A 13,441-nucleotide genomic window follows, 5' to 3' on the forward strand; every position below is an offset into this window, starting at 1 on the left:
TGCGCATCGCCCAAGGAGCTTTCATGCACACATTCCGCCGCAGCGCCGCTCTTCTTGCCCTTAGTGTTGGCACCGTCGCCAGCCTCCCGGCCCTGGCTACCGACGAACTTCATTACAACCAGATCGCCCTGCGTGCCGAAGTCAGTCAAGAAGTGGCCCGCGACTTGATGATCGTGACCCTCTATACAGAAGAGCAAAACACCGATCCGGCCAAACTCGCCGCCGACGTCAGCACCACCATGAACAAAGCGCTGGCCCAGGCCAAACAGGTCAAGGAAGTCACCCTGCGCCAGGGCAGCCGCAACAGTTACCCGATCTACGATACCAAGGGCCAGAAAATCACCGGCTGGCGCGAACGCGCCGAACTGCGCCTGGAAAGCTCCGACTTTGCGGCGCTGTCGAAACTGACCGGCGAACTGCTCACCGACCTGAAAATGGGTGGCATGGACTTCGCCATCGCCACCCCAACCCGCAAGGCCAGCGAAGATGCGCTGCTCAAAGACGCCGTGACTGCCTTCAAGGCCCGTGCGCAACTGGCCACCGACGCGCTGGGTGGCAAGGGCTACAAAATCGTCAACCTGAACCTGAACAGCAACGGTTATCCACAACCGTACATGCGCGCGCCGATGATGATGAAAGCGGCGAGCATGGACAGTGCGCCGGTGACACCGGAAGTCGAAGCTGGAACGAGCCAGGTCAGCATGACAGCGGATGGTTCGATTGAAGTGTTGATGCCTTGATTCGATAACCCATACACAAAAACGGCGATCACCGAAGTGATCGCCGTTTTTTTATGCCCGACCAAAACCAAAAACCGGAACGCGGGAATGATCAATCGGGTCAGAAAATGCTCGTTACGGGACGTTCAACATTTGGAAAAAGCCAAAGCGCTACCGCAAGCAGCAAAGGTTGTACCCCCGGTACTACCAACACGCCCACGCAGCCCCACCGAATCCCAAAGCCAGGCATCCCCCACAGATGTCCACTGACAAACAGTAACGAAACAATCTGTCCCCACAGACACAACAACCCTTTAAACAACAACCACCTGGCCACCAAACCAGAACTCAATCTCATTCACGCCCGCACTCCCCATTCACACCCCTCAATGATGGGTATAAATAAGTAACACCGCGCTCCAATCGAGTGCGAAAAACGTCCAGATCGCACCGCACAGGTGCGCGATTTGCACTAAAAAAAACCTGCGCAAACGGTCAAATGCGCGCGAATTTATACAAATGCGACATTAAGGTACGTTCGTGCCACTGTTTAACGCCTGTGGTCGCTCCGGATCTTGCATTGGGTATGGCCCCTGCATAAGTATCCGCAGGTCGACTCACGAGGTCGTCCTCTAATTCCAAAAATGACAACAAATCATGAGGCCACCATGCTTAAACACGCGGTCATTCCGTTTTTAGTCGGCGCAGGCTTGTTAGCTAGCGCACCTTTCGCCCAAGCGGCGACTAACCTGGTGTTTTGCTCCGAAGGGAGCCCGGCCGGTTTTGATCCTGGTCAGTACACCACCGGAACCGACTTCGACGCCTCTGCAGAAACCATGTTCAACCGCCTGACCCAGTTCCAGCGCGGCGGCACCGCCGTTATTCCTGGTTTGGCGACCAAATGGGACATCTCCGATGATGGCCTGACTTACACCTTCCACCTGCGCGACGGCGTGAAGTTCCACACCACCCCGTACTTCAAGCCGACTCGTGAGTTCAACGCCGACGACGTGCTGTTCACCTTTAATCGCATGATTAACAAGGATGATCCGTTCCGTAAGGCGTACCCAACCGAATTCCCGTACTTCACCGACATGGGGATGGACACCAACATCACCAAGATCGATAAAGTCGACGACAAAACTGTCAAGTTCACCCTGAAAGAAGTCGACGCCGCGTTCATCCAGAACATGGCCATGAGTTTCGCGTCCGTCCAGTCCGCCGAGTACGCCGCGCAGCTGCTGAAAGAAGGCAAAGCCGCCGACATCAACCAGAAGCCGGTCGGCACGGGTCCGTTCGTGTTCAAGAGCTACCAGAAAGACTCCAACATCCGCTACACCGGGAACAAGGACTACTGGAAGCCTGACGACGTCAAGATCGACAACCTGATCTTCGCCATCACCACCGACCCGTCGGTGCGTATCCAAAAGCTGAAGAAGAACGAGTGCCAGATCACTCTGTTCCCACGTCCGGCCGACCTGAAGGCGCTGCAAGAAGACAAGACTCTGAAAGTGCCTAACCAGGCTGGTTTCAACCTGGGTTACATCGCCTACAACGTGATGGACAAGATCAAGGGCAGCGATCAGCCGAACCCGATGGCCCAACTGAAAGTGCGTCAAGCGCTGGACATGGCCGTCAACAAGCAGCAGATCATCGACTCGGTTTACCAGGGTGCAGGTCAACTGGCCGTCAACGCCATGCCGCCGACCCAGTGGTCTTACGACACCACCATCAAGGATGCGCCGTACAACCCTGAGAAAGCCAAGGAGCTGCTCAAGGAAGCCGGCATCAAGGAAGGCACCGAGATCAACCTGTGGGCGATGCCGGTACAACGTCCGTACAACCCAAACGCCAAGCTGATGGCTGAAATGCTGCAGTCCGACTGGGCCAAGATCGGTATCAAAGCCAAGATCGTGTCCTACGAGTGGGGCGAGTACATCAAGCGCTCCAAAGCCGGCGAAAACGGCGCGATGCTGATTGGCTGGAGCGGCGACAACGGTGACCCGGACAACTGGCTGAACGTGCTGTTCGGCTGCGATTCGCTGCAAGGCAACAACTTCTCCAAGTGGTGCGACAAGAAGTTTGACGGCATCGTGAAAGAAGCCAAGCGCACGACCGATCAGTCCAAGCGCACCGAACTGTATAAACAGGCGCAACACGTCCTCAAAGATGCCGTTCCAATGACACCTATCGCTCACTCGACGGTGTTCCAACCCATGCGCGACAGCGTGCAGGACTTCAAGATCAGCCCGTTTGGCTTGAACTCCTTCTACGGCGTCAGCGTCAGCAAATAAGGTTTTGCAACGGCGACGTTTTGACGTCGCCGTTGCTTTATCTGCCGAGAAAGTAGGAAACCACCTACATCCAATTCCGCTGAGTATTACAGCAGCGGCGTCGGACGCGTTGCCATTTCCTACGAGTCTTTAGGACTCTACGTATTTACTGCCAGACCCACGGCTCCTACCGTCGGGATCTGACCCGTTCGTGCGTGGGCTTTCGGTTATTGCTGCCTGTCATGGTTTGAGATCAGTGATGCCTCCACGTCCCCGGACGAGGCGGCGGGTCATTGAAAACACTTAGAGAACGAGAAAAGGGAGCGTCATGCGCCATACCTTGGTTTTATCCGCACTGCTGGGCACCGGCCTGTTGGCCGCCACTTCCATCAGCCAGGCCGCCAATAACAGCCTGGTGTTCTGCTCCGAAGGCAGCCCGGCTGGCTTCGACACCGCGCAGTACACGACCGCGACCGATAACGACGCCGCCGAGCCGTTGTACAACCGACTGGCAGAGTTCGAAAAAGGCACCACCAACGTCGTACCAGGCCTGGCCACTCGCTGGGATATTTCCGAGGACGGTCTCAAATACACTTTTCACCTGCGCGAAGGGGTGAAATTTCACACAACCAAATACTTCACGCCGACCCGTGATTTCAACGCCGATGACGTGCTGTTCACGTTCAATCGCATGCTCGATCCACAGCAACCTTTCCGTAAGGCCTACCCGACCGAGTTCCCGTACTTCAACGGAATGAGCCTGAACAAGAACATCGCCAAGGTCGAGAAGACCGGGCCGCTGACCGTGGTCATGACGCTCAACAGCGTGGACGCCGCGTTCATCCAGAACATCGCCATGAGCTTCGCCGCCATCCTGTCCGCCGAGTACGCCGACAAACTGCTGGCCGAAGGCAAGCCAAGCGACATTAATCAGAAGCCGATCGGCACCGGGCCGTTCGTATTCAAGAGCTACCAGAAAGATTCCAACATCCGTTACACCGGCAATAAGCAGTACTGGGACCCGAGTCGGGTCAAGCTCGAGAACCTGATTTTCGCCATCAACACCGACGCCTCGGTGCGGGTGCAGAAGCTCAAGGCCAACGAGTGCCAGATCACCCTGCACCCGCGCCCTGCCGACGTGACTGCGCTGAAAAACGACCCGACACTCAAGCTCATCGAGAAGCCCGGTTTCAACCTGGGCTACATCGCCTACAACGTACGCCACAAGCCTTTCGACCAGCTCGAAGTGCGCCAGGCGCTGGACATGGCGGTGAACAAGCAAGGGATTCTCAACGCCGTCTATCAAGGTGCCGGTCAGCTGGCGGTCAACGCCATGCCACCGACCCAATGGTCCTACGACGAGACCATTAAAGACGCCGCCTACAACCCGGAAAAAGCCAAGGAACTGCTCAAGGCTGCCGGCGTGAAGGAAGGCACGGAAATCACTTTGTGGGCGATGCCCGTTCAGCGCCCTTACAACCCGAACGCCAAATTGATGGCCGAAATGCTCCAGGCTGATTGGGCAAAGATCGGGCTCAAAGTGAAGATCGTCAGCTACGAATGGGGCGAGTACATCAAGCGCACCAAGAATGGCGAGCACGACGTCAGCCTGATCGGCTGGACCGGTGACAACGGGGACCCGGACAACTGGCTCGGCACGCTTTACAGCTGCGACGCCATTGGCGGCAACAACTACTCCATGTGGTGCGATCCGGCTTACGACAAGCTGATCAAACAGGCCAAGGTCGTCACCGACCGCGACCAGCGCACTGTGCTCTACAAACAGGCGCAGCAGTACCTCAAGCAGCAGGTGCCGATTACGCCAGTCGCCCACTCGACGGTTAACCAGCCGTTGAGCGCCAAAATCGAAGGATTCAAGGTCAGTCCTTTCGGTCGTAACGTGTTCTCGGGCGTCAGCATAGAAAAATAACCGATTAGCCAGAAACGCTGGGGGCGGATTTCGCCCTCACGCAAGCGTATTGCCGTAATTCGTCAATCCGGCCTACAGCAAACGTTTGCGATGCCTTGAATGAGTTCCAAACCAAATAGCCGGATCACCCAATAAGACCGGCATTAAAAAAAGAAAGAAAGGAGCGTCACCCCATGAAACTGAGCAGCACCGCGTTATTGGCCTTGGCCATCAGCAGCGTAACCGCCTCGGCGTACGCAGAAACCCAGAGCCAGGCGTACACCCCGGTTACCGTGAAAGAGAAAAGCGCTCAGAGTGAAGCCACTGGCTTTGTCGAAGGCCAATCGATCACCGGGAGCACGCGTAACTGGTATGCGAACGAGCAACTGAAGCGTGGCGCCCATTTCAAGTACAACAAAAACGGTGTATCGACCGAAACGGATCGTCGTATCAACTGGGTCCAAGGCACCATCCTCAAGTACAACTCGGGCTTCACCGAGGGTACTGTCGGCTTCAGCACTGAAGTCGCGGCTTACAACGCCATCGCCCTGGACCGTGACCGTAAAGACCTTGCGTCTGCTAACGGTGGCGCACCACTGAATGGTGTTGGCGGCCTTGGCAACAACCGTACCCTGACCAAAGACGGCGGCGACGCCCAGGGTCAGTGGAGCAAACTGGGCCTGGCCAACGTCAAGGCGCGTGTATCCAACACCACCCTGACCGCCGGTCGTCAAAACTTCAGCAGCCCGCAGGTCGATGTAATCGGCAACCGTGCACTGCCTTCGAGCTTCCAGGGTGTCAGCCTGCACAGTGAAGAATTGGAGAACCTGTCGTTCGACCTCGGCACCTTCGATCGCAACTCACCGCGTACCGAAGAGAGCCAGCGTAAGTTCCGCTCCGAATACGCCGACACTGTCATCGAAGCCGATCACGTGAACACCGCTGGTATCACTTACCAGCCGTTCGCGAGCCTGACCACCAGTCTGTGGGGCACCCAGGCCGAAGACCTGTGGAACCAGTACTATTTCGGCGCCAGCCATGTATTGGGTGACAGCTCGGTACTGAGCCTGACTACTGGCCTGAACTACTACAAAACCGTCGATGAAGGCAAAAAACTGCTGGGCGAAATCGACAACGACACGTACTCCCTGTCACTTGGTCTGACCCACCAGGCCCACAGCCTGACTTTCTCGTACCAGGAAGTGAACGGTAACGAGTACTTCGACTACCTGCACGAAACCAACGGCATTTACCTGGCCAACTCCCTGCTGTCGGACTTCAACGGCCCGAACGAGAAATCATTCCAGATCGCCTACGGCCTCAACATGGCTGAATACGGCGTGCCCGGTCTGAAATTCAATATCTACCAGGCTCGCGGCTGGGGTATCGATGGTACTCACTACAAAGGTGGCGCCTACGACAGCGTGACCACGATGGACGGCGAAACCCACTACGAATACGGCATCGGTACTTCGTACGCCGTGCAGAGCGGCCCACTCAAGGCCACCACTGTTCGCGCGACCTACACCGCTCACCGCGCCAGCGAGAACCAGTCTGATGGCAGCATCAACGAGTTCCGTCTCGTGACCACCATCCCGTTCAACATTCTGTAATGCACCTGCCAAACGGCTGATTCAGTGACGAATCGGCCGTTCGGCTTTTGTCCTTTTAACCGATTGCAGAGGGTTCTTTGATGAAAATGCTTCCCCTACGTGCGGCCATTGCAGCCGCGTTGCTGAGTGTCGCTGTTGGCGTCTCGGCCAAACCCCTGGTGGTCTGCACCGAAGCCAGTCCGGAAGGTTTCGACATGGTCCAGTACACGACTGCAGTCACCGCCGATGCGGTGGCCGAAACCATCTTCAATCGTCTGGCGGACTTCAAGCCCGGCACCACTGAAGTGATTCCGGCACTGGCCGATTCCTGGGACATCAGTGAAGACGGCCTGACCTACACGTTCCACCTGCGCAAAGGCGTCAAGTTCCACACCACCGACTACTTCAAGCCGACCCGCGACATGAACGCCGACGACGTGGTCTGGAGCTTCCAGCGTCAGCTGGACCCGAATCACCCGTGGCACAAACTGTCGAGCGTGGGCTTCCCGTACTTTGAAAGCATGGGCTTCAAGGAACTGCTCAAAAGTGTCGAGAAGATCGATGACAACACGGTCACCTTCACCCTGACCCGCCGCGAAGCGCCGTTCCTGGCCGACATCGCCATGGCCTTCTCCTCGATCTACTCCGCCGAATATGCCGACCAGTTGCTCAAGGCCAACAAGACCGGCGACCTGAACAACAAACCTGTCGGCACCGGCCCGTTCGTTTTCCAGCGTTACAACAAGGACGCTCAAGTCCGCTTCAAGGCCAACCCGGATTACTTCCGTGGCAAGCCACCGGCTGATTCGCTGATCCTGGCCATCGCCACCGACAACAACGTGCGCCTGCAAAAACTGAAAGCCAACGAATGTCAGATTGCGCTGTATCCCAAGCCAGATGACATCCCGAGCATCAAGAAAGACGCCAAACTGAGTGTCGATGAACTGAACGCGATGACCGTCTCGTACATCGCCATGAACACCTCGCACAAGTACATGAGCGATGTGCGCGTACGTAAAGCCATCGATATCGCCTTCGACAAGGCCGCCTACGTCAACGCGCTGTTCGGCAAAGGCAATGCGACCGTGGCGGTCAATCCGTACCCGGACACCCTGCTGGGCTACAACCATGCCCTGAAGAACCCGCCGCGTGATCTGGACAAGGCTCGCGCCTTGCTCAAGGAAGCCGGCGTACCGGAAGGCACCACGTTTACCCTGTTTACCCGTAACGGCGGCGGTCCAACCAACCCGAACCCGATGCTCGGCGCGCAGATGATGCAGGCCGACCTGGCCCAGGTCGGGATCAAGGTCGATATTCGCGTCATGGAGTGGGGCGAAATGCTCAAGCGCGCGAAAAACGGCGAGCACGACATGGTTTCTGCCGGATGGGCGGGCGATAACGGCGACCCGGATAACTTCCTGACGCCTATGCTCAGTTGCGAGGCCGCCAAAAACGGCGAAAACTACGCACGCTGGTGCAATGAGAAGTTCCAGACGCTGATCGATGAAGCCAGGGCTAAAGTGAACCCGGCGGAACGTGCAGCGCTCTATGAGCAAGCCCAGGAGGTTTTCAATCAGGACCAGCCATGGATCAGCATGGCGCACACCCGTATGTTCACCGCAATGCGCAACAACGTAGAGGGCTATCACATTAGCCCGCTCACCACTAATAACTTCGCCACCACCCAGGTGAAGTAGATAAGAAAACTCCCGGCGTCCCTGACCCCAGGGACGCCAGGCACGCCTAACCGGCTGATGAGGTACACCACAAGATGTTTAGTTTTATTGCCCGCCGATTGGGGTTATTGATCCCCACGTTCTTCGGCATCACCTTGCTGACTTTCGCGTTGATTCGCATGATTCCAGGCGACCCCGTGGAAGTAATGATGGGCGAACGTCGAGTCGACCCCGAAATGCACGCTCAGGCAATGGAACGCCTAGGTCTGAACAAACCCCTGTATGCCCAATACCTGGATTACGTTGGCAAACTGGCCCACGGCGATCTCGGCGAATCCCTGCGTACCCGTGAAAGTGTCTGGAGCGAATTCACTTCTCTATTCCCCGCGACCCTGGAACTGTCCATGGCCGCCCTGTTGTTCGCCGGCATCCTGGGCCTTCTGGCCGGGGTGATCGCGGCACTCAAGCGAGGATCCCTGTTCGACCACGGGGTGATGGGCGTCTCCCTGGCGGGATACTCGATGCCGATCTTCTGGTGGGGCCTGATCCTGATCATGTTCTTCTCGGTATCCCTGGGCTGGACCCCGGTGTCCGGGCGGATCGACCTGCTCTACGACATCGAGCCGCGGACCGGTTTCATGCTCATCGACACACTGCTGGCCGATGACGTCGGTGCGTTCTTCGATGCCCTGCATCACCTGATCCTGCCGGCCATTGTGCTCGGCACCATCCCGCTGGCGGTGATCGCGCGGATGACCCGCTCTTCGATGCTCGAAGTGCTGCGTGAAGACTACATCCGTACCGCCCGCGCCAAAGGCCTGTCGCCCTCGCGCGTGGTGTTCGTCCACGGCCTGCGTAACGCGCTGATTCCGGTGCTGACCGTGGTCGGCCTGCAAGTCGGCACATTGCTGGCCGGTGCGGTCCTGACCGAAACCATCTTCTCCTGGCCCGGCATCGGCAAATGGCTGATCGAAGCCATTGGCGCACGGGACTATCCCGTGGTGCAAAACGGCATCCTGTTAATTGCCTGCCTGGTGATTCTGGTCAACTTCGTGGTGGACATCCTCTACGGCTTTGCCAACCCACGCATCCGTCATCAGCGCTGAGATCAAGACCATGACCACTCTCACTACACCGGTAGCAGTCGATCAAAGCCTGCTGTATCCGTCTCCCTACAAAGAATTCTGGCAAGCGTTCTCCAAGAACAAAGGCGCCGTCGCCGGCCTGCTGTTCATGCTGCTGGTGATCTTCTGCGCCCTGTTCGCCCCTTGGGTGGCACCGCATAACCCGAGCGAGCAATTTCGCGACTTCCTGCTGACCCCGCCGTCCTGGCTGGAAGGTGGGCAGCTCCAGTTCCTGCTCGGCACCGATGAACTGGGTCGCGACCTGCTGTCTCGGCTGATCCACGGTTCGCGCCTGTCTCTGCTGATCGGCTTGTCGTCGGTGGTGATGTCGCTGATTCCGGGCATCCTCTTGGGTCTGTTCGCCGGGTTCTTCCCGCGCCTGCTCGGCCCGACCATCATGCGTCTGATGGACATCATGCTGGCTCTGCCGTCCCTGCTGCTGGCGGTGGCGATTGTCGCCATCCTCGGCCCTGGCCTGATCAACACCATTATTGCCATCGCCGTGGTTTCGTTGCCGTCCTATGTTCGTCTGACCCGCGCCGCGGTGATGGGCGAACTGAACCGCGACTACGTGACCGCCGCGCGCCTGGCCGGTGCCGGTCTGCCACGCTTGATGTTCGTCACCGTGCTGCCTAACTGCATGGCGCCGCTGATCGTTCAGGCGACCTTGAGCTTCTCCTCGGCGATTCTCGATGCCGCCGCACTGGGCTTCCTCGGCCTTGGCGTACAACCGCCAACCCCTGAGTGGGGCACCATGCTGGCTTCGGCTCGCGACTACATCGAACGCGCCTGGTGGGTCGTCAGTCTGCCTGGTTTGACCATTTTGCTCAGCGTGTTGGCAATCAACTTGATGGGCGACGGCCTGCGCGATGCGCTGGACCCGAAACTCAAGAACGCCGCCTGAGGAGATTCAAATGTCACTGTTAGAAATCAAGAATCTCAACGTTCGCTTCGGCGACAAGAACGCCGTTCCGGTGGTCGACGGTCTCGACATCACCGTGGACAAGGGCGAAGTTCTGGCCATCGTTGGCGAATCGGGTTCCGGCAAGTCCGTGACCATGATGGCGCTGATGGGCTTGATCGAACATCCGGGGATCGTCACCGCCGACGCCCTGAATTTCGACGGCAAGAACATGCTCAAACTGAGCAACCGTCAGCGTCGGCAGATCGTCGGCAAAGACCTGGCCATGGTCTTTCAGGACCCGATGACCGCGCTGAACCCGAGCTACACCGTCGGTTTCCAGATCGAAGAAGTGCTGCGCCTGCACCTGAAAATGTCCGGCAAGCAAGCCCGCAAACGTGCCATCGAATTGCTGGAAAAAGTTGAAATCCCGGGCGCCGCCAGCCGTATGGATGCTTACCCGCATCAACTGTCCGGTGGTATGAGCCAGCGTGTTGCGATCGCCATGGCGATTGCCGGCGAACCGAAACTGCTGATCGCCGACGAACCGACCACGGCACTGGACGTAACGATTCAGGCGCAGATCATGGACCTGCTGCTGGCCCTGCAGAAAGAGCAGAACATGGGCCTGGTGCTGATCACTCACGACCTCGCGGTCGTGGCCGAAACCGCCCAGCGCGTGTGCGTGATGTACGCCGGCCAAGCGGTCGAAGTGGGTCAGGTGCCTCAGCTGTTCGACATTCCGGCGCACCCGTACAGCGAAGCGCTGCTCAAGGCGATTCCGGAACACAGCCTCGGCGCCACGCGCCTGGCCACCCTGCCGGGCATCGTTCCCGGTCGTTATGACCGTCCGCAGGGTTGTCTGCTGTCGCCGCGTTGCCCGTACGTGCAGGAGACCTGCCGTCAGCAACGTCCAACCCTTGACCCGAAAAGCAACAGCCTCGCCCGCTGCTTCTACCCGTTGAATCAGGAGGTGGCGTAATGGCCGTCGTACTTACCGCCCGCGACCTGACCCGTCACTACGAAGTGTCCCGAGGCCTGTTCAAGGGCCATGCGACCGTTCGCGCCCTGAACGGTGTGTCGTTCGAACTGGAAGCCGGCAAGACCCTCGCTGTCGTCGGCGAATCGGGCTGCGGCAAATCCACCCTGGCCCGTGCCCTGACGCTGATCGAAGAGCCGTCCTCCGGCTCCTTGAAAATCGCCGGGCAGGAAGTCACCGGCGCGAACAAAGCTGAACGCAAGCAATTGCGCAAAGACGTGCAGATGGTGTTCCAGAGCCCTTACGCGTCGTTGAACCCGCGGCAAAAGGTCGGTGACCAGCTCGGCGAGCCGCTGCTGATCAACACCAACCTGAGCGCCGCCGAACGTCGTGAGAAAGTGCAGGCGATGATGAAGCAGGTGGGCTTGCGTCCTGAGCACTACCAGCGTTATCCGCACATGTTCTCCGGCGGTCAGCGCCAGCGGATCGCCCTGGCCCGCGCGATGATGTTGCAGCCTAAAGTGCTGGTAGCGGATGAACCGACCTCGGCGCTGGACGTGTCCATTCAGGCGCAGGTGCTGAACCTGTTCATGGACTTGCAGCAAGAGTTCAACACCGCTTACGTGTTCATCTCCCACAACCTGGCGGTGGTGCAACACGTCGCCGATGACGTGATGGTGATGTACCTCGGTCGCCCGGTAGAAATGGGCCCGAAGAACGACATCTACGAGCGTCCTCTGCACCCGTACACCCAGGCGCTGCTGTCGGCCACCCCGACCATTCACCCGGACCCGAACAAGCCGAAAATCAAGATCGTCGGCGAGTTGCCCAACCCGTTGAACCCGCCATCGGGTTGCGCTTTCCACAAGCGCTGCCCGTACGCGACCGAGCGTTGCAGCACTGAAGAGCCGGCCCTGCGCCTGCTCGACAGCCGCCAGGTGGCTTGCCACTACGCGGAGCAATTCCTCGACGGCGCGGCATAAAAATGTGGGAGTGAGCCTGCTCGCTCCCACAGGGATAGACGACCTGTTCACTAACCCCTTCTGCTTCGGCTGCGCATCAGTCGGGCAGGAGGGGTTTTCTTTTGTCTGTCACTTAAGCCCCTTCATCCTCATCGTCCGGTTCGTCAGTGGTCGAGTCGTCATCGTCTGCGCTGCCGCCCTGCCCCTGATCGCCCGGCTCCGATTCGGACTTGGCGAGCATCAATTCACCCTGCCCGACCTGCCCGCTCGAAGCCTGGGTATCGTGATTCTCGCACTCGGCCCAGACCGCCGAACTGCCGAGGGTCAGCATTACCAATACTTTCAACATCAATAAAACGCGTAGCAACCTGTTCATAGCCGATTCCATCCATTTGTAGGTGAAACAGCGATGCCTTCTCTGGCGTTGAATAGAATCTAGTTCCGATTGATTCGGTTCTCCAGATAGGACGCTAACGGATGGACGGAATGCCCTTGGTGGGGAGATTGGTTTTGAATAACGTCTATAACCGGATCAGCTAAGTGAAGCAGGCTCGGCGCGCGCTGTTGGAAGAACCTTTTGCTGTCCTGACAAGCGAGTCGCTTGATAAATCAGCGGTATGGACAGGACCGCCAGAGCCGCACTGGCGAGCCAGACGCTATGCCCACCGAAATGACCATAGAGCTGACCTCCAAGCGCAGGCGAAAGCAGGGCACTTGCACTCCAGCACATGAAAAAAAGACCAAAGTAATGCCCGCTTTTTCCTCCTTGCGCATGCTGCATGACCAGCACGTTCAGGGGCGGCATGAAAAGAGCTTCGCCAAGCGTCCAAATCACGGTCGACAGGCAGACAAAAAGCACCCCGGCCCCCAACGGCAACATCCCGAGCCCGCAGGCCAATAAAAGGCTCCCTGCAAGCAGTTGCCGGCGCGTACCCCATTGCTCACTCCAATGAGATAACGGTATTTGCAGCACCACCACCAACACCGCATTGAGTGCAAATTGCCACCCAATGACTTCAGTGCTCAACCGGTAGTACTCGAGTAAATAGTTGCCCAACATGCTGTAGACCGGGTCAAAGGCCAGGCCGAGCACGACGGCAGCCGCCAACAACCACAGGAACGGTTTGTTTCGATACGGTACGCATGAACCTGAAGCAATTTCGGGCACCTCATCCGGTATCAAGACCGGTCGATGAAATGTCGTTCGGACAAACCACAAAAACGCCAACAGCGTCATGGCTGCACTGACAAAAAACACCCAGCGAAAATCAGTCTGCGCCAGCACCCCACCCACCACCCCGGCGAC

Annotated in this window: 11 protein-coding genes; 9 read left to right on the forward strand and 2 right to left on the reverse strand. The window is 58.0% G+C overall.

Translation table 11 applies throughout. The annotated features are described in order from the left end of the window. Positions 1-23: 23 nt before the first annotated feature. The 9 genes from KGB03_RS16445 to KGB03_RS16485 all read left to right on the forward strand — a co-directional run bounded on the left by KGB03_RS16445 (position 24) and on the right by KGB03_RS16485 (position 12,156). Positions 24-740 (forward strand): SIMPL domain-containing protein, encoded by a 717-nt coding sequence (locus tag KGB03_RS16445; protein ID WP_223527635.1) that lies wholly within the window; start codon positions 24-26, stop codon positions 738-740. A gap of 647 nt (positions 741-1,387) precedes the next feature. Further along, complete coding sequence (locus tag KGB03_RS16450) at positions 1,388-3,013, forward strand: ABC transporter substrate-binding protein (RefSeq protein ID WP_223527637.1); 1,626 nt, start codon at positions 1,388-1,390, stop codon at positions 3,011-3,013. Positions 3,014-3,320: 307 nt separating this feature from the next. Beyond that, positions 3,321-4,922, forward strand: a complete 1,602-nt coding sequence (locus KGB03_RS16455) for an ABC transporter substrate-binding protein (protein ID WP_223527639.1) — start codon at positions 3,321-3,323, stop codon at positions 4,920-4,922. Positions 4,923-5,095: 173 nt separating this feature from the next. Continuing rightward, on the forward strand, positions 5,096-6,514 hold the full coding sequence (locus tag KGB03_RS16460; RefSeq protein WP_218538042.1) for an OprD family porin: 1,419 nt from the start codon (positions 5,096-5,098) through the stop codon (positions 6,512-6,514). Between the two features lie 80 nt (positions 6,515-6,594). Further along, positions 6,595-8,190 (forward strand): ABC transporter substrate-binding protein, encoded by a 1,596-nt coding sequence (locus KGB03_RS16465; protein ID WP_223527641.1) that lies wholly within the window; start codon positions 6,595-6,597, stop codon positions 8,188-8,190. 74 nt (positions 8,191-8,264) lie between these two features. After that, positions 8,265-9,275, forward strand: a complete 1,011-nt coding sequence (locus KGB03_RS16470; RefSeq protein ID WP_008148942.1) for an ABC transporter permease subunit — start codon at positions 8,265-8,267, stop codon at positions 9,273-9,275. A gap of 10 nt (positions 9,276-9,285) precedes the next feature. Then, positions 9,286-10,197 carry an ABC transporter permease subunit gene (locus KGB03_RS16475; protein WP_111450434.1) on the forward strand — a complete coding sequence of 304 codons (912 nt, stop codon included), beginning with the start codon at positions 9,286-9,288 and terminating at the stop codon, positions 10,195-10,197. A gap of 10 nt (positions 10,198-10,207) precedes the next feature. After that, on the forward strand, positions 10,208-11,176 hold the full coding sequence (locus tag KGB03_RS16480) for an ABC transporter ATP-binding protein (RefSeq protein WP_111450435.1): 969 nt from the start codon (positions 10,208-10,210) through the stop codon (positions 11,174-11,176). Beyond that, the gene (locus KGB03_RS16485) at positions 11,176-12,156 is read left to right on the forward strand and encodes a peptide ABC transporter ATP-binding protein (RefSeq protein WP_111450436.1); all 981 of its coding nucleotides are present in this window, start codon (positions 11,176-11,178) and stop codon (positions 12,154-12,156) included. Before KGB03_RS16480 ends, KGB03_RS16485 begins: the two co-directional genes overlap by 1 nt. 112 nt (positions 12,157-12,268) lie before the next feature. Here the strand turns inward: KGB03_RS16485 and KGB03_RS16490 are convergent, their stop codons facing one another. Together KGB03_RS16490 and KGB03_RS16495 are read right to left on the reverse strand one after the other, a co-directional pair. Continuing rightward, the gene (locus KGB03_RS16490) at positions 12,269-12,511 is read right to left on the reverse strand and encodes a hypothetical protein (RefSeq protein ID WP_192410138.1); all 243 of its coding nucleotides are present in this window, start codon (positions 12,509-12,511) and stop codon (positions 12,269-12,271) included. A gap of 156 nt (positions 12,512-12,667) precedes the next feature. After that, a partial coding sequence (locus tag KGB03_RS16495; RefSeq protein ID WP_223527643.1) for an MFS transporter occupies positions 12,668-13,441 on the reverse strand: 774 nt, incomplete at its 5' end.

The organism is Pseudomonas sp. BF-B-26 (genome assembly GCF_019956495.1).
Lineage (GTDB): Bacteria > Pseudomonadota > Gammaproteobacteria > Pseudomonadales > Pseudomonadaceae > Aquipseudomonas.

What these genes read in the sequence shown, in the direction of transcription:
- KGB03_RS16450 (WP_223527637.1), top strand. Translation starts at nt 1,388, where the DNA reads ATGCTTAAACACGCGGTCATTCCGTTTTTAGTCGGCGCAGGCTTGTTA.
- KGB03_RS16470 (WP_008148942.1), top strand. Translation starts at nt 8,265, where the DNA reads ATGTTTAGTTTTATTGCCCGCCGATTGGGGTTATTGATCCCCACGTTC.
- KGB03_RS16490 (WP_192410138.1), bottom strand. Translation starts at nt 12,511, where the DNA reads ATGAACAGGTTGCTACGCGTTTTATTGATGTTGAAAGTATTGGTAATG.
- KGB03_RS16445 (WP_223527635.1), top strand. Translation starts at nt 24, where the DNA reads ATGCACACATTCCGCCGCAGCGCCGCTCTTCTTGCCCTTAGTGTTGGC.
- KGB03_RS16455 (WP_223527639.1), top strand. Translation starts at nt 3,321, where the DNA reads ATGCGCCATACCTTGGTTTTATCCGCACTGCTGGGCACCGGCCTGTTG.
- KGB03_RS16480 (WP_111450435.1), top strand. Translation starts at nt 10,208, where the DNA reads ATGTCACTGTTAGAAATCAAGAATCTCAACGTTCGCTTCGGCGACAAG.
- KGB03_RS16460 (WP_218538042.1), top strand. Translation starts at nt 5,096, where the DNA reads ATGAAACTGAGCAGCACCGCGTTATTGGCCTTGGCCATCAGCAGCGTA.
- KGB03_RS16465 (WP_223527641.1), top strand. Translation starts at nt 6,595, where the DNA reads ATGAAAATGCTTCCCCTACGTGCGGCCATTGCAGCCGCGTTGCTGAGT.
- KGB03_RS16475 (WP_111450434.1), top strand. Translation starts at nt 9,286, where the DNA reads ATGACCACTCTCACTACACCGGTAGCAGTCGATCAAAGCCTGCTGTAT.
- KGB03_RS16485 (WP_111450436.1), top strand. Translation starts at nt 11,176, where the DNA reads ATGGCCGTCGTACTTACCGCCCGCGACCTGACCCGTCACTACGAAGTG.